The organism is Rubinisphaera margarita (genome assembly GCF_022267515.1).
GTDB lineage: Bacteria > Planctomycetota > Planctomycetia > Planctomycetales > Planctomycetaceae > Rubinisphaera > Rubinisphaera margarita.
Window position 1 is genome coordinate 132,281 of the sequence record NZ_JAKFGB010000019.1, and the last position, 15,300, is coordinate 147,580.

General features: G+C 59.1%; 14 protein-coding genes. 9 read left to right on the forward strand and 5 right to left on the reverse strand.

Translation table 11 applies throughout. The features are described 5' to 3' along the window. Positions 1–115: 115 nt before the first annotated feature. The 4 genes from L1A08_RS18275 to L1A08_RS18290 all read left to right on the forward strand — a co-directional run bounded on the left by L1A08_RS18275 (position 116) and on the right by L1A08_RS18290 (position 4,850). Positions 116–1,519, forward strand: coding sequence for a DUF6513 domain-containing protein (locus L1A08_RS18275; RefSeq protein ID WP_238757965.1), 1,404 nt, complete (start codon positions 116–118; stop codon positions 1,517–1,519). A 301-nt stretch (positions 1,520–1,820) separates the two neighbouring features. Beyond that, positions 1,821–3,170, forward strand: coding sequence for an aminodeoxychorismate synthase component I (gene pabB / locus L1A08_RS18280; RefSeq protein WP_238757966.1), 1,350 nt, complete (start codon positions 1,821–1,823; stop codon positions 3,168–3,170). A 182-nt stretch (positions 3,171–3,352) separates the two neighbouring features. After that, positions 3,353–3,781, forward strand: a complete 429-nt coding sequence (locus L1A08_RS18285) for a hypothetical protein (protein WP_238757967.1) — start codon at positions 3,353–3,355, stop codon at positions 3,779–3,781. 79 nt (positions 3,782–3,860) lie between these two features. Then, on the forward strand, positions 3,861–4,850 hold the full coding sequence (locus tag L1A08_RS18290; RefSeq protein ID WP_238757968.1) for a DUF1559 domain-containing protein: 990 nt from the start codon (positions 3,861–3,863) through the stop codon (positions 4,848–4,850). A 271-nt stretch (positions 4,851–5,121) separates the two neighbouring features. Here L1A08_RS18290 and L1A08_RS18295 read toward each other — a convergent pair whose 3' ends face one another. Continuing rightward, complete coding sequence (locus L1A08_RS18295; protein ID WP_238757969.1) at positions 5,122–6,336, reverse strand: prenyltransferase/squalene oxidase repeat-containing protein; 1,215 nt, start codon at positions 6,334–6,336, stop codon at positions 5,122–5,124. Between the two features lie 196 nt (positions 6,337–6,532). Here L1A08_RS18295 and L1A08_RS18300 point away from each other — a divergent pair, with 196 nt between their 5' ends. The 3 genes from L1A08_RS18300 to L1A08_RS18310 all read left to right on the forward strand — a co-directional run bounded on the left by L1A08_RS18300 (position 6,533) and on the right by L1A08_RS18310 (position 9,550). Continuing rightward, entirely contained in the window at positions 6,533–8,008 is a 1,476-nt protein-coding gene (locus tag L1A08_RS18300) for a DUF1501 domain-containing protein (protein ID WP_238757970.1), read from the forward strand. A gap of 43 nt (positions 8,009–8,051) precedes the next feature. After that, positions 8,052–9,113, forward strand: a complete 1,062-nt coding sequence (gene lpxK / locus L1A08_RS18305; protein ID WP_238757971.1) for a tetraacyldisaccharide 4'-kinase — start codon at positions 8,052–8,054, stop codon at positions 9,111–9,113. A gap of 83 nt (positions 9,114–9,196) precedes the next feature. Next, positions 9,197–9,550 (forward strand): hypothetical protein, encoded by a 354-nt coding sequence (locus tag L1A08_RS18310; protein ID WP_238757972.1) that lies wholly within the window; start codon positions 9,197–9,199, stop codon positions 9,548–9,550. 36 nt (positions 9,551–9,586) lie between these two features. Here L1A08_RS18310 and L1A08_RS18315 read toward each other — a convergent pair whose 3' ends face one another. Together L1A08_RS18315 and L1A08_RS18320 are read right to left on the reverse strand one after the other, a co-directional pair. Next, the gene (locus tag L1A08_RS18315) at positions 9,587–11,983 is read right to left on the reverse strand and encodes a CehA/McbA family metallohydrolase (protein ID WP_238757973.1); all 2,397 of its coding nucleotides are present in this window, start codon (positions 11,981–11,983) and stop codon (positions 9,587–9,589) included. Positions 11,984–12,128: 145 nt separating this feature from the next. Beyond that, positions 12,129–12,533, reverse strand: a complete 405-nt coding sequence (locus L1A08_RS18320) for a hypothetical protein (protein ID WP_238757974.1) — start codon at positions 12,531–12,533, stop codon at positions 12,129–12,131. A 199-nt stretch (positions 12,534–12,732) separates the two neighbouring features. Between L1A08_RS18320 and L1A08_RS18325 the strand changes: the two genes are divergently transcribed. Together L1A08_RS18325 and L1A08_RS18330 are read left to right on the forward strand one after the other, a co-directional pair. Beyond that, positions 12,733–13,116, forward strand: a complete 384-nt coding sequence (locus tag L1A08_RS18325) for an HNH endonuclease (RefSeq protein ID WP_238757975.1) — start codon at positions 12,733–12,735, stop codon at positions 13,114–13,116. 1 nt (position 13,117) lies between these two features. Further along, on the forward strand, positions 13,118–13,633 hold the full coding sequence (locus tag L1A08_RS18330) for an SMI1/KNR4 family protein (RefSeq protein WP_238757976.1): 516 nt from the start codon (positions 13,118–13,120) through the stop codon (positions 13,631–13,633). Here L1A08_RS18330 and L1A08_RS18335 read toward each other — a convergent pair. Together L1A08_RS18335 and L1A08_RS18340 are read right to left on the reverse strand one after the other, a co-directional pair. Beyond that, complete coding sequence (locus L1A08_RS18335; RefSeq protein WP_238757977.1) at positions 13,630–13,812, reverse strand: hypothetical protein; 183 nt, start codon at positions 13,810–13,812, stop codon at positions 13,630–13,632. The two genes, L1A08_RS18330 and L1A08_RS18335, sit on opposite strands and share 4 nt — an antisense overlap. A 990-nt stretch (positions 13,813–14,802) precedes the next feature. Continuing rightward, positions 14,803–15,075 (reverse strand): hypothetical protein, encoded by a 273-nt coding sequence (locus L1A08_RS18340; RefSeq protein WP_238757978.1) that lies wholly within the window; start codon positions 15,073–15,075, stop codon positions 14,803–14,805. Positions 15,076–15,300 lie beyond the last annotated feature (225 nt).

Consider the following 15,300-nt stretch of genomic DNA (forward strand, 5'->3'; position numbering starts at 1 on the left):
TGTCGTTCCCTTAAGTACAGATAAGCCGGGGTTTTTAGCGCAATTTCCGGTTTCAGGTCAAGACGAGTCCACTCAACCCGCTTTTCGCCTGCTTTTCAGACGTTTCCGAAGCCTCATGACCGCCGAAACTGGCACGATTCTGTTTGTCACCGGCCGGCTCGCCGAAGCGGCTCTGAACGATGCCGTGCAACAGATCCGTTCCGAGAACCCGATCGAGGCCCAGGTCGCCGTCATCGGGATTCAGGTCGCCGCTCTCATGCACACCGATCTGGTCGCACGCCGGTTAACGGTGCCAGAGGGCGTCACACAGGTCATTCTCCCCGGCTGGTGTCAGGGCGATCTCGACAAACTTTCAGACCAAATCGGCGTTCCGTGCGTCCGTGGCCCGAAGGACGTTCGCGATCTGCCGAACTGGTTTCAGAAGAAAGACCGCGAACCGGTCGATCTCAGCCGCTACGACATCGAGATTCTGGCCGAGATCAACGGAGCCCCCCTGCGATCGACTGAGGAGATCCTGCAAATCGCTCTCGATGCTCAGGCTCGGGGAGCCGATCTCATCGACTACGGCTGCCTGCCCGGTGGAAGCTCTCCGGCTGTCGGCGAACACATCCGCGAACTCCGGCAGGCCGGGTTGCGAGTCTCGATCGACAGTTTTGATCGAGCAGAAGTCGAAGCGGCGGTTCAGGCGGGAGCCGAACTGATCCTCAGCTGCAATTCGACGAACATCGACTGGATTCCCGCGTTGAAGACCGAAGTCGTGATCATCCCCGACAACTTTCAGGATCTCTCGACGATGGAACCGACCATCGAGCGGATCGAAGCGGCTGGCGTTCCGTATCGACTCGATCCAATTATCGAGCCGGTCGGCTTCGGCTTCGCGGCGTCGCTGCATCGTTACTATGAAACCCGTCGCCGCTGGCCCGATGCGAAGATGATGATGGGCATCGGCAATATTACCGAACTGGCCGAGGTCGATTCGGCCGGCATCAACTTTCTGCTCGCCGCGATCTGCCAGGAGCTGCGAATCGCGAGCGTGCTCACGACCGAAGTCATCCCCTGGGCGCGACAGTCGGTGGCCGAGTTCGATATCGCCCGTCGGATGGTGAAGTACGCCGTCGATGAGAAACAATTGCCCAAACATATCGCGGCCGGACTGGTCGCGTTGCGAGACGTGCGAGTCAACACGCTGACCGATGAGGAACTGCAGTCGCTGTTCGAGCAGATCAAAGACCCGAACTACCGGATCTTCTCGACGCCGGAGGCCCTGCATCTGATGAATCGCGATGGCCACTGGCAGGGAGCCGACCCGTTCGAACTGTTCCAGCAGGCCGCCGCGTCCGGAGACATCACGCCATCGCACGCGTTCTACCTCGGCTATGAGCTGGCTCAGGCGGAAACAGCGAAACTGCTGGGCAAACAGTATACTCAGGACGAACCGCTCAACTGGGGCCGCTGGAGCCGAACACAGCAGCACCTGAGCCTCAAACCGACCTTCCGGAAGAAGAACGACGAAACCTGAGGATTTTAAGAGATGCGTCGGCGAGAGGTCCTTATCTCGCTCAAGTCCGGTAACCGGCGATGTTCCATACACATGAGAATCAACGGCCCGTGGTGCTTGTCACCCGCATTTCCCCCTCACCCTAACCCTCTCCCCCAAGGGGGCGAGGGAACTTAGTTACCGATGTCCCCACAAGAGTTGTTCATTGAAATCCTCTTACCAGTAGATCCCGCGTTCCTCGCCACCCCGGTTGAATCAACCGAGACTACCCGTTCAAACGATCCGCCGACAGAGAATTCAACGTGCACGTACCTGACCGATCATGACACGACTTGAGATCACACCTCTTCCGAACGCTCCTCAGCCGAGCACGGTGCTGAACGCCTTCGCCGACGAACCCTGGCCGGTGCTGCTCGAAAGCGCCCGGGTTGACCCGCTTCGCGGCCGCTACTCGTTCTTCTCTGCCGATCCCGTCCGCACGTGGGTCGTTGATGACGTCCAGCACGGCGACGATCCGTTCGCTGAGATTCGCCCACTCGCTCGCGAACTTCAACGTCCGTCCTCTTCGAACGACGTTCCCTACACGCCCGGCTTCATCGGACTGCTGAGCTACGAACTCGGTCACGCCTGGGAGAAACTGCCCCGCGTTCCGCGAGACGAGTTCACCACCCCGGCTCTGGCGGTCGGCCTCTACAGCTGGGGAATATGCTGGGACCATCAGGACAATCGCTGCTGGCTGATGCGGGACCGATCGCTGGAACATCACGAGGGCGATCCCCGCTGGAAGCGACTTTTGGGACGCATTGAAGAAACACAAGCCGTCACTCCCGAGTCTGCCGTTGAGAACGCGAATCGGTCAAAGATCGTCAAAACGCCCGACGCGGAGCGGCAGCGTTTCCTCACGGCTGTGCGTCGCGTGACCGAATACATCGAAGCCGGCGACATCTATCAGGCAAACCTCTCCCGGAAGATCGAATACGATTTCTCCGGAAGTCCAATGGAGTTGTACAGCCGCATTCGCACAACCAACCCGGCTCCTTTCGCCGCCTTCTTCCAGCCTCAACCGGAGTGGGCTCTGATCAGTGCGTCCCCCGAGCAGTTTCTGCATGTCCGTGGTCGCGAAGTCAGTACCCGTCCGATCAAGGGAACACGGCCGCGCTGGACCGCCGGCGATCTCGATCTGCTGCAGGCCTTCGATCTGCAGACTTCCGAGAAGGACCGGGCGGAAAACACGATGATCGTCGATCTGCTCCGCAACGATCTCTCCCGTGTCTGTCAGCGAGGCACCGTCAAAGTCCCCCGCTGGTGTGAACTCGAAACGTTTTCACGAGTGCACCATCTTGTCTCCGAAGTCACCGGCACGCTCCGCGAGGACGCCGATCTGTGGGACCTGTTCGCCGCGACATTCCCCGGCGGATCGATTACCGGAGCCCCGAAGATTCGAGCGATGGAAATCATCTCCGAACTCGAACAATCCACCCGAGGCTGTTACTGCGGCTCCCTTTTCATCGCCGGCCTCGACGGCTCTCTGCAATCCAGCATTCTCATCCGCACACTCACCTGGAAAGCCGGCCGCGTCCAGGTCCCCGTCGGCGGCGGCATCGTCGCCGATTCGATCCCGGAAAACGAATTCGCCGAAACGGTCCACAAGTCGGCCGGACTGATCGTGTAAAAAATTCTGGCGGGTGCCCTGCCGGACGAACCGGAGGCGTCATGGCCAAGTTTGTTCGGCCGGGGAAATGAGCGATCGAGACGGAACAAGGTTGAAAGATCAACACCCGTCACGCTAAGGTGTACTGATACAAGCATCCACTTATGCCCTCCCGTGTTCCCCCGCCTCGCCAGGTCACCCCGATGAAGTCTTTCCCCTTTGCAATGGTTGCGCTCACGTTGTCTCTACTTGCCGGCTGTGGTGGCAGTACCGATGGCATTCAGCGGGCCGACGTTTCCGGAACGGTCACCTTCGAAGGCACTCCGGTCGAACGCGGCTTCATTCAGTTCGTCCCGGTCCCCGGTGTTGAAGGGGCTCCGGTGAAGCTGACGATTGAGAATGGCGCATATTCTTCCGCGAGCGATCCGGTTGATTCGCGCGGGATTCCCGTCGGTGAAAACCGCGTCGAGATCACCGCCAGCCGCTCGACCGGCAAGCAGATCAAGAATGAGATGGGCGAAACGGAAGACGAGATCGAGTGGTACATCCCTGAGAAGTACAACACGAACTCGGAACTGACCATGGAGATCGCTCCGGGGGAGAATCCCCGTGATTTTGAGCTGACTCCCTGAATTCCCCGCATGCTCCCGTTGCTGTATTCGTCGAAGTCTCGACGTTCTTTTTCTCTGATTCTTTCTGGAGGCCGGCAAGATGAACAGATTGCCCGACGCGTTTCGTAAAGCGTTTACACTCATTGAACTTCTGGTGGTCATTGCGATCATTGCCATTCTGGTGGCTTTGTTGCTCCCCGCCGTGCAACAGGCCCGGGAAGCGGCCCGGCGTTCTTCCTGCAAGAACAATCTCAAGCAGATTGGCCTGGCGCTGCACAACTACCACGACATCAACAACTGCTTCCCGATTGGCTGTCTGTTCAAGGATCGCGGAACCGGCGGTCCCTCGGCGTCCAATCGCACGACATGGATGGCACGGATTCTGCCCCAGATGGAACAGACCGCTCTGTACGACCGCATGGACTTCGACAAGGACAGCACCTCGGCGTCGTTTGATCCGAACAACGTGAAGAAGGAAATCATCACCGCCTACCGCTGCCCCAGCGATCCCGTCACGGTCGCCACGGCTGGATACGCGGCGACAAGCTATGTCGCCTGCATCGGCGATTCGTATCGCCTGTACGGTGACGGCGGTTCGACGGCTGGCTCGCAGCACGGGGCTTACATCCAGGGGAACGGCACCTGGGCGCGAGCCGTGCTGAATAATGGTCGTGAAGAAGGCATGTTCGCCAGCAACAGCCACTGCCGGTTCCGCGATGTGAGAGACGGCCTGACCAATACGATGGCGATTTCCGAATGCATCGTCGGGTCCGATGTCAACGCGCTCAGCAGCGGCGATGCGAACAACTGTCAGAACCCGGGAACGGTCAACGCAAATCGCGGCTTCTCCTGGATGTTCGGCACGACGGGAACGTGGCCTTACACGACGACGCGGACCCCGAACGTGAAAGAAGTCGACTGCGACCGCTTCGCGGTTTACGTCAACATGGCCGCCCGCAGTAACCACGATGGCGGCGTGCAGGTCTGCCTCGGCGACGGCGGCGTCCGCTTCGTCAGCGAGAACATCAATCTCCAGACCTGGCGCGACCTCGGCCAGCGAAATGACGGCAACGTCCTCGGCGAGTTCTAAACGAAGCTGAGTGCAATGGCTCAGTATGGCCTCGGACGTTTCGCGAGAACGCCCGGGGCTTTTTTCATGGAGCGCTCAATTCACCGGGCGCCGGGTGCCATGCCCACGCTCGCGTGGGCATGCTGGTCGTTGACGAAGTCCGTGCAATTAACCGCCGCTTCCGAAGTGCTCTGCTTCGCGATGGAAGTATGGCACAAGTCCTCAACACCAATGAAAAAAGCGGCGAGGAATCTCCTCACCGCTCGCTTTGTTGCCGTATTTTGGCTCCGGGTTACTTCGCCGGGATCGGGTCGCAGTACGACAGCGCCATCAGCGAGTAAGCGGTCACGAGAGCCGGATCGCCTTCGTACCAGCGGTCGGCTTCGTTCACCCAGCTGCCGTCGGAGCGTTGAGTATCAGAAAGCTGATTGGCCAAATCTCGCCGCCAGTCGTGTGATTCACCGTTGGCGGTTTCAAACTTCTCGGTGCCCAGCACGCTGAACGTCTTCGCGAACACCTGATAGTAATAGAACAGCCCCTGCTGCCCCATGCCCGGGTTCTCACTGACGGAGTAATGCTTCTGCAACCAGCTGGTCGCCGCCTTCACACGCTGGTCGTCTTTCGAGACGCCCGCATACAGGTAACTCTTGAGACCGGCGTAGGTCATGCTGGCGTACGAACGGAGCCCCCCTGCCGGGGTGGTGCCGGCCTGCGACGAGCCGCCGGCTGCCGGGGTGTAGTAGAAGCCACCGTCGTTCACGCGATCAGCGAAGGGAGTGTCGTTGTGCTCCGAGTCGAGATTCTGCGAGCGGGAGACGAAAACCATCGCCTTCTGAAACGCCGGGTCATCGACTGAGAGACCCGACTTCTGCAGCGCTTCGAGGAAGAACTGCGTGTTCGACATATCGGGCCGCGAGTGACCGCCGTAGCCGGCTCCGCCGTAGGCCGGATCGGATTCGCTCAGTCCTTCATCTTCGTCCCACTGGAGTCCGAGCAGAAACTTCTGAGCGGCCTTGATCTGCTGGTCGTATTTTCCGTCGTGATTCGCTTCGACCAGAGCCATCAGCGTGATGCCGGTCTCGTAGTTCCTGTGCCTGGAATCGGGGTGATAGATTCCACCGTCCTTCTGCGTGTACTGCATCAGGAAGTCGAGCCCCTTCTGCACGGCGGGTTCGGTCGGCGACATGCCCGATTCGAGCAGCGAATTCACGGCCAGAGCGGTGATGCCGAGCACCTTCGGATTGCTCCAGCTGCCATCGTCGTTCTGGCTGTTCACCAGATACTTCTGGCCGGCGGTTTTCATTTCCTGAAGTCGGTCGGCATTGGGGCCAAGTCGGTACGTCTGCTGGGCCAGACTCACACTGCAAGCCAGCATGACCAGGGCTCCCGCAGCGAGGCTCGTGCGGATCAGATTCATTGACAGTTCACTTTCATCCAGAGTTTCGATCTCGGCTCCGCCCCGATTATACGCCGTCCCCTCGCCGATTTCGATAGGCCATCGGGACACTTCTGCGGCCTGCCGATCGCATAAATGGCCAGGAATGCGATGAGAGCCAGCCAGTTCTCTGTTATAATGAAACGCCCTACGGGTCCTTCCATCGATGAATGCGGATGGGGTGCCACTGCTGGCTTGCCCAGCAGTGCTTTGATCCTCTTGCGAACGTGATGAACGTTTCGCTGAACTAACCGGAGCCATCGGACTCATGACCGACCTCTTTTCCACGAATGATCCCACAAAATCCCGCCTCGCCCGCCGAGAGTTTCTGCAGGCGCTCGCTGCGATGAGTGCGGCCGGCTGGATGGCGGGGGAACCGCGATCGCTGCAGGCGGAAGAACCGATCGAGCAGCCCGAGCCGACCGCCGATGCCTGCATTCTGCTGTGGATGGCCGGAGGCATGGCGGCTCCTGAGACGTTCGATCCGAAGCGATACATCCCCTACGAAGTCGGCATGCCGGTCAACGACATGCTCAGCACCTTCCCGGCAATCGACACTCCGGTGGATGGGCTGCAGATCACCGCCGGCCTGCCCGAAATCGCGAAGGTGATGGATCGGGCGACGCTCATCCGCTCGGCAGTGCAGCCCGATCTCGGCAGCATTCTTCACTCGCGACACCAGTTTCACTGGCACACCGGTTACGTGCCGCCGCAGACGGTCGCCTGTCCGCATCTCGGGGCGTGGGCCGCGAAGGTTCTTGGCTCGAACAATCCGGTGATGCCGGCGTTCATCAACATTGGCCAGCGGCTCGAAGGGGTCGGGGAAAAGGAAGAGCTCAAGGCCTTCACGACCGGCGGATTCTTCGGCAGCGAGTTCGGCCCGATGAATCTCCCCTACCCGGAAGAAGCGGCTCGTGCCGTGCAGCCGCCGTCGGGGATGACCGGGCAGCGGTTTCAGTCGCGGAATGCTCTGTATCGCGAACTGATCGAGCGGAACCCGCATCGCGAATACGCCAGCGATTACCAGCAGGAATCGCTGCTGCGGTCGATGGACAACGCCTATCGGCTGCTCAGTTCGAAGGACCGGGCCGCGTTCGATATCAATGAGGAACCGAAAGAAAGCCGCGAGATTTACGACACCGGCCGCTTCGGTCGCGGTTGCCTGCTGGCCCGCCGGCTCGTCGAGTCGGGGGCGAAGTTCGTCGAAGTCACGACCGAATACGTCCCCTTCCTGCACTGGGATACGCACAACAGTGGCCACGAAACAGTCGCCCGGCTGCATTCGGAGATCGATCGCCCGATCGCCCAGCTGATTCGCGATCTCGAAGCCCGCAAGATGCTCGATCGCACGCTGGTCATCATCGCTTCGGAGTTCAGCCGCGATGCCCTCATGGAAGGCAAGCCCGGCTCCAATGCGAACGATCAGGCGACGTTCAAGGTCGATAAGATCGAAGAGCCCAAGCATTACGGACTGCATCGCCACTTCACGGGCGGCACCAGTGTGGTGATGTTCGGCGGCGGAATGAAGCAGGGGTTCGTGTACGGCAGGACCGCCGATGAGCGGCCGCTGGTGGCGGTTGAGAACCCCGTTTCGGTGATGGATCTGCACGCGACCATCATGACGGCGCTCGGCATCTCCCCGAAGACGGCCTACCTCACCGAGGGGCGTCCGTTCTACGTAACACAGGATGGCCACGGGCAGCCGGTGAAGGAGCTGTTCGCAAAAACGCCTGCGTCTGTATAATCGCGGCGTCTCCGTTTCGTGACCTGCAGAAAAGACCGCCCGCGTGAATCCCCGTGACATCGATGACGTCCTCTCCGGACGCCGCCAGGATCTTGCCGCGCGGGGACTGCGACTCGCCACCACACTGGCCGAGCCGGTCTACTGGAGCGGACTCCAGCTGCATCGGTCCCGCTATCGGCTCGGCTTCAAAAAGACGCATCGCGTCTCGCGGCCGGTCATCAGCATCGGCAACCTGACCACGGGCGGCACCGGCAAGACCCCCTTCACCGCACTGCTGGTGAAGCAGCTGCAGAATCTCGGACGCACGCCGGGCATCGCGAGCCGCGGCTACAAATCGCTGGAGAACGACACCGAACCAGCCACCGGCAACGATGAAAAACTCGTCCTCGATCAGATGTGTCCCGGCGTGCCACACATTCAGAACCGCAACCGCGTCGCCGCCGCCGAGCAGCTGATCGAACAGGGCTGCGACTGCATTCTCCTCGACGACGGCTTCCAGCACCGCCGGCTGCAGCGCGATCTCGACATCGTTCTCATCGACGCTGTGAACCCGTTCGGCCACAACCATCTGCTCCCCCGCGGTCTGTTGCGGGAACCACTCTCGGCTCTCAAACGCGCCAGCCTGATCGTCCTCACCCGAGTGGACCAGGTCGACCGCCCGGCTCTGGACGCGATCACCAGAACGATCCGCCGCCACACCCAGGTGCCGATCATCGAAGTCCGCTTCGCGCCCACGTCCTGGCTCTCAACAACCGGCGCGATCACCCCGCTTGAAAGCCACCCGGGCCCAGCCGCCATGTTCTGCGGCATCGGCAACCCCACCGGCTTCACCGCGACGCTGAAACAGTGCGGAATCACCATCCCGGAAGGAGCCACGAAAATCTTCCCGGACCATCACCACTACACGCGCGAGGATTTCGAAGGGCTCTCCACCCTCGCCACACAGAAAGCCAACGGCCAGCTGGTGACAACGCTGAAAGACCTCGTCAAAATCCGAGAGCTGGTATCGGTAGAGATCGACTGTCGAGCGATGCTGATTGAAGCGATGGTTACGCGTGGTGAAGACGACCTGCATCGTCTCCTCAATCATGTTCCCCAGCCGTAGGTCAGGCACTGCCTGACGACCAACTAACGTTGCTCGAAACATCCCCGTCAGGCGGTGCCTGACCTATTTCACTGGTGGATCCCATGTCCAAAATCGTAATTTACCTGGACGAACAAGCCTGTCGTGCTGAGGCACTTCTTCGAATTCAAAAGGTGACAAAGAAGAGCCTGAGTGAAATTCGTTCGTCATTGGTAAACGGCAATCCCATCGTCGAGATTGTTCTCTTCAAAGGTGATTACGATTCACATGCGTTTATGCTCCGGTCCTTTCTCTCGCTGGTGGACGAAATGTCTCTCCAGGCGAGAATCTACGAACTTCCGGAAGGTGCGAACCCCACAAACGGTGCCTACTCAGAGGATCTCGAAATTACTCCAGTGATTCTCAAGAACATCTTGTCGGCTGCGGATAGAGAGATTGATCGCCAACTCGGCGAATAGCCCGATTTCAAAAGGCTTGAAGATTGCTTTGGACCCTCACTCCCCCGATTCCCGAATGATCCGATCATAAGCCACCCGGGCGTGGTCGTAGGCTGCTTTGGCAGCGGGGCGTTCGGTTTCGTGGATCAGGTTTTGTTTGGAGTCCCAGCAGACGTCGACGGCTCGGCGGCACCATTTGGCTGACTTTTTGTTCGCGCGGATCGGGCGGTCGGCGATTTCGACGAAGATCGGGTTTGTGTGAGCCGACGGGAAGATGCGGAGGGCGACCCAGCTCGATTGTTGCAGCGGGACGTCGAATTCGACCGTTTCGAGATTCCCGTCCGCTTCGATCATTTTCCGGGCGACCGCTTCGCCGTTCACCACGAGTTCGACCGGAACCTGCCGCGTGTTGCCGCTGCGGGCGCGTTCGATGTGCCAGTACGGCTTCTGATCGAGCCGTCGCTGACGGATGTCTTCGCGGGGCTCTTCCTCCAGCAGGGCGGCAACCTCGGCGGAGACTTTGACCGACTGAGCCGCTTCGAGATTCAGCTGGCTGATCGCTCCGTCCGAACCGGGCTCGCCGACCGCGACATCGTTCACGCGGAAGTTCATCAGGTGGCTCATGCCGTCGCCGCAATAACTGCGACCCGCCTTCACGCCCTGCATCCAGTTGTCGAAGGAGAGCGGCTCGTCGTCATCGAGCTTGACGTAGATGCGTCCCAGGCCGACGCGATCGCCGTAGATGCAGGGGAAGTCGGTTTCACCACTGATGCGGGCCCGGTAGCCGCAGTTGAGCGTGTGATACCAGATATTCAATTCCCAGACAGCCGGGGTGTCGACCGCCGAGATGAAATCGCAGGCGTCGTGCGTAACGGTCACAATGTATTCGTTCGCCCCGATCCCATCGAAGGGGGGCATCGCGTAATCGGGCAGCTTGTCGGCGGCTCGGCCGGAGGAGGCGAGCGCCGACTGACGCGTGATCGGAATCCGCTGTCCGTTCGGGCCGTAGTCGGGGAGAATCAGCCCCCAGCCACTGTGCGAATACCCGACAACTCCCCCCTGCTGCTGGCCCCACTTCAGCACCGGCAGCGTCCAGCTCGGCCATTGCTCGATGCGGGTCGTGCCGGGGTAGTCGTCCTCTTTCAGTCGCAGCAGACAGAGGTGTCCGGCGTGCGAGGAGGGAAACCCGCTGACTTCGACATCGTACCGCATCAGATAATTCGGCCGGGAAAGCTCCGACGGCTTGCCTTCGAAGTGCTGCTTCTGCGTGTACCAGCACGGCCCCCAGCTGAGGACACAACCGACGTTGAGATCCTCCCCCAGAATGTGCCGCATCATGTCGACCGGCATCACCCCTTCGGTTGGACTGTCGTAATGGGCACACCCGGCGGCATGCACGTGATGATCGCCGGAGTACCAGTGCCGTGCAGCCGGATGAATCCACCGCTCCAGCTCGAAGCGAGCCGTCTGCTCGGGCTGATCCTCCGCGACCGTCAACTTCCGCTGCTGCACGCGATACTCGGGCCCGCGCGTCACTTTGATATCGTACTCCCCCGGCGGCAGAAAGACGTGTTCGCCTTCCTCGCGGTAGATCTGATTGTGAAAGAAGAAATCGGGAGCCAGCCTGCGAGCCGGGTTCGGGTAGACGCGGCCCAGGGCATCGTAGATTTCAAAAGCCGCCATCGTCGGTTCGCCATCGACATCGCGAACTTCGAACGTCACCTTCACGGCTGGCTGGCACTGAAAGAGAATCGGCACCTCGCCGCGAAAGCCGAGATCCTGCGTTCCCTGCCCGACATGAAAGCTGAGCGTCGCTTCCCGCGGCCCGGCGTCGCGGCTGTAGAGTTGAAGAATGCGATACTCCAGCCCGAGCCCCGACAGTCGCGGCTTGAGCGGCTGTTTGGCGAACAGAGCCACGTCGAGGAATCTCAGCTGAGCCTCGGCAGCCGTAACGAGGTCGGCTTCCTTCTGCGGACTCTGCCGGGCTCCGTGGCCTTTCTGATAGACCGGCTGCGCCTGCGGGCTTTCGACGATGAGGCTCGGGTTGATGCCGGCTTCGTTGTGCACCTTCACCAGAAACGTCCGCCAGCCCTGTTGAACCAGCTCTTTCTTTGCCGGCCCTTCCTGCACTTTGACCCGACTTTCCGGATTGATGTGCACGGCGGCAATGCAGTACGGATCGAGCAGATCTTCAACCTGCCGGGCGGTTTCCAGATCGGAAAGATCACTGGCGAGCACCTTCCGCAACTTCGCCTCATCGGCCGGCTTCAGCGGAGCCCCGACATACGTCAACGCATCGAGCAGCCGCTCCGTCGCCGCCACCAAAGGCTGACGAGCCACACTCCCCACCCGAGGCAAACTCTCCTCGGCCAGGAGTGTCGGTTGCAACGCAGGAGCCAGAAACAAAGCGGCCAGACAGGCCACGAGCAGCAACGGACGGGGGGAACCGATCATGATATCTTCCCTCAACAGGCACGAAGAAGCCAAACGCCATCCACACGCATCAGAAGGATGTTATACGACGTTCGGGTGGTCGGTCACAAGCGGCGGAGGATGGTAAGACGTGGGATGAGGTCATCGCTTCCGAAGGTTCGGCTTCCTAACGTCGTGTCGCGAAATGATCCCGCCTGACGCGAACAATCATCCCGGCGACGGCCAGGACGGTGATCTGCCAGTAAGCCGTCTGCACAAACCCAAATGGCAGACCCGGATTCCCGAATGGCAGATAGAACGAGCGACAGGCCATCCCGAAACCGATTCCCGCAATGGTGATCGATCCGACAAACAGAACGAGATCATCGACGGCTGATCCTCGCCCGCTCGCGCAGACAGTCGCAGCCGCAGTGGCCAGATACGGGAAGAGAAGCCCGCCCAATACGAAGAGGTAGGGCCCCAGCGTTCTGCGGTCCGGCCACGGCGACTTCAGAACGAAAACGGAGATTGTCGCCGGTAACGCAGCCAGCGCGAGAATCACACTGACATTGCGAACCCTGTGATGCTTCATAATTCTGGCCGACTGCAGCCGAAAGGAATCACCGCTGCAACTTGTAGACACAAAACATCCCAACAACCTCACCAGCCTGGGCAGTTCCCAAGGCCCCCCAAACTCCATACGGACTCGGCTCGGTCGCACAGCCGGCAGCAATATCGCCACCCGCTTGCCGCAAAATGAGAATGGACGCATCATGGACAGAAGTCCGTCAATGGGCCACTGCTTGTTGCTCCGCAACCCGGAGATAAACCTCCGGGCCATCCCGCGGTCTGATATTCCAGAGGTTAATGCCATCACTGGTGGCAAGCCTGTTCAGTTTGTGAATGGTCGCCCGGTCTTCACGCCTTGGTCGAAGGGGCAGATCAAATTCAAGCCGGGACAGCTTGATGGCTCACAAGCTGATTTCAATGCAGTGTATGACTACATTGCCAAGCAAAAGGGCTTGTCGAGTCGAAATGCCGCTAAGAACTATCTGCGAGATGCTGGCCTCACTCCTCACCACTTGGACAACACAACAATCCAGTTGATCCCGTCCGATCTTCATGGAAACATTCCACACATCGGTTCGGCGTCGGACCTTCGAGGAGGATTCTAAAATGGCTTTCGACAAACTTTCACGACTTGGGCCACGATTGCTTGGTGAGAAGTCCAGCGACTCAGAAGGTGCAATCAAATCAGCGGAGCAAGTTCTACCGATTTCGGACAGCTATCGAGAGATGCTGCTGACATTTGGAGGTGCAGTTGTCTTCGACAATGGGGCGAAGTTTGCATCAGATGAGAAGTCGCCTCTGAATGACAAAGATGGCTACCAGAGCCTTGAAGTTCTTTATGGCTTGGGCAATGGAAAGAACAGAATTGAGCAGAAAGCTGCACAATATGCTGGTGAACTGCCAACCTCATTTGTGCCCATTGGTGAATCGTCGGGTGGGAACTTGATCTGCGTTGATGGTGATGGAGCCGTTCATCTGTGGGACCATGAAAGCCAACGAGGTGAAGGGACATGGCGGATTGCAGCTTCCATTGACGAATTCGTGAATCGGCTTGAACCGGATGATTCGGAAATCGGCAGCACCGAAGGAATCATCGAATCGGAATCATTCCTTGACTTCTAGTTCTTCGGCTTCTGCATCACGATCTTCGCAGGCTGTGCCGGTTTGAAGGGTTGCAGCTTGGCCGGTTGAGCAGGCTTCCACGGCTTGAACACCGGCACGCCTGTTGGCGGCGGCTTGGGCTTCTTGCTCAAGCTCTTGTTGACCGCTGAATCCCGTGGCAGCGGGTTCGCTGGTGACATTCCTTTGAGCCTGCCACCAGCGTTGAGCAATAAGCCTTCCAGTTGCTGCCGCTCTGTCAGCCATTCGTGAAAGCGCTACTGCCAATATCTATGGTGATATTGGTGGCTTTCCCGTGCGTGCGTGAGCGGATGCGGTGGCATAAAGAAGAAGCAATCAGTGAAGCCGATGCAGGAACTGGGGCAACCACCTCTCGCGCCAACTTTTTCGTCTTGAGTAGTTGGAGTGATCGGTTGTTATATCCTTGGCCACAGAACGGGCTCAAAACTCTCCAACGACTTCCCCAGCCTGGGCTGTTCCCAGGACTCCCCAGACTCCATACGGACTCGGCTCGGTCGCACAGCCGGCAGCAATATCGCCACCCGCTTGCCGCGAATTGAGAATGGACGCATCATGGACAGAAGTCCGTCAATGGGCGACTGCTTGTTGCTCCGCAACCCGGAGATAAACCTCCGGGCCATCCCGCCGGAACCGTCAGCGACTTGTTGCCTATTGATTTGTTTACTGGAAGATAGTGACATGACTACATTCCGAGCGATTGACTTTAGAGATAGAAAGCGTGACCCCAAGTGGGAGCGAGAATTGTCTGATTGGCTTCGGCAGCAGCCAGAGAGCCGTAGAGTCGAGTTCTTGCTGGAATTGGTGAACTACCAAGTTCTTGTAGCTCTTCAACTCGCAAGCCAGACACTGGAATCACGTAAATCGCTCGTTGAGCTACTAGAATATGCGGTGACGACAAGCGACGCTTCATCCATCAGATACTGGCTTGAGTCGTTGGTTCCTCGTCTCGGATTTCGTCGGTCGTCTGATGTCCTTTTGCGTCTGGCAAGTTCCTATCCCGAGGGTGTTGATAAAGCGTTTTATTGGATGCCTCGATTTGCGTCATCGGAAAAGGACCAAGAGAAGCTTCAAGAGCTGCGTTGCATTCTGGAGTCGAACCAAGATGACTCGGATGCGTAAGAGATGAATGTAAGTTGGGCTTGTTGTCGGAATCACCCTGCCGTTGGCTTCTGCATCACGATCTTCGCAGGCTCAGCCGGTTTGAATGGCTGGAGCTTGGCCGGTTGAGCAGGCTTCCACGGCTGGAACACCGGCACGCCTGACGGCGGTTGCTTTGGCTTTTTGCTCAAGCTCTTGTTGACCGCTGAATCCTTCGGCAACGGATTCATCTTCGCCAGCCGGATCACTGCATTCTTGTCATTGAGCCAAAGCCCTTCGCATTGCCGCCGCTCTCGCTCTGCCAGCCATTCGTGAAACGTCTTCATGCTGGTATCTACGCCGCTCGCTGACGGCTTTCCCGAACGCGCGTGAGCGTTTGGCTTCTGCATAAAGAAGAAGAACCTGGCGAAGCGTATGCAGGGGCGGCCAACTCTCGCGACAGCTTTTACGTCTTGAGTAGACAGAGTGATCGGTTGTTACATCCTTGGCCACAGAACGGGCTCAAAACTCTCCAACGACCTCCCCGGCCTGGGCAGTTCCCAGGGCTCCCC

What these genes read in the sequence shown, in the direction of transcription:
- L1A08_RS18315 (WP_238757973.1), bottom strand. Translation starts at nt 11,983, where the DNA reads ATGATCGGTTCCCCCCGTCCGTTGCTGCTCGTGGCCTGTCTGGCCGCT.
- L1A08_RS18340 (WP_238757978.1), bottom strand. Translation starts at nt 15,075, where the DNA reads ATGAAGACGTTTCACGAATGGCTGGCAGAGCGAGAGCGGCGGCAATGC.
- pabB (WP_238757966.1), top strand. Translation starts at nt 1,821, where the DNA reads ATGACACGACTTGAGATCACACCTCTTCCGAACGCTCCTCAGCCGAGC.
- L1A08_RS18310 (WP_238757972.1), top strand. Translation starts at nt 9,197, where the DNA reads ATGTCCAAAATCGTAATTTACCTGGACGAACAAGCCTGTCGTGCTGAG.
- L1A08_RS18320 (WP_238757974.1), bottom strand. Translation starts at nt 12,533, where the DNA reads ATGAAGCATCACAGGGTTCGCAATGTCAGTGTGATTCTCGCGCTGGCT.
- L1A08_RS18325 (WP_238757975.1), top strand. Translation starts at nt 12,733, where the DNA reads ATGGGCCACTGCTTGTTGCTCCGCAACCCGGAGATAAACCTCCGGGCC.
- L1A08_RS18300 (WP_238757970.1), top strand. Translation starts at nt 6,533, where the DNA reads ATGACCGACCTCTTTTCCACGAATGATCCCACAAAATCCCGCCTCGCC.
- L1A08_RS18290 (WP_238757968.1), top strand. Translation starts at nt 3,861, where the DNA reads ATGAACAGATTGCCCGACGCGTTTCGTAAAGCGTTTACACTCATTGAA.
- L1A08_RS18330 (WP_238757976.1), top strand. Translation starts at nt 13,118, where the DNA reads ATGGCTTTCGACAAACTTTCACGACTTGGGCCACGATTGCTTGGTGAG.
- L1A08_RS18275 (WP_238757965.1), top strand. Translation starts at nt 116, where the DNA reads ATGACCGCCGAAACTGGCACGATTCTGTTTGTCACCGGCCGGCTCGCC.
- L1A08_RS18335 (WP_238757977.1), bottom strand. Translation starts at nt 13,812, where the DNA reads ATGTCACCAGCGAACCCGCTGCCACGGGATTCAGCGGTCAACAAGAGC.
- L1A08_RS18285 (WP_238757967.1), top strand. Translation starts at nt 3,353, where the DNA reads ATGAAGTCTTTCCCCTTTGCAATGGTTGCGCTCACGTTGTCTCTACTT.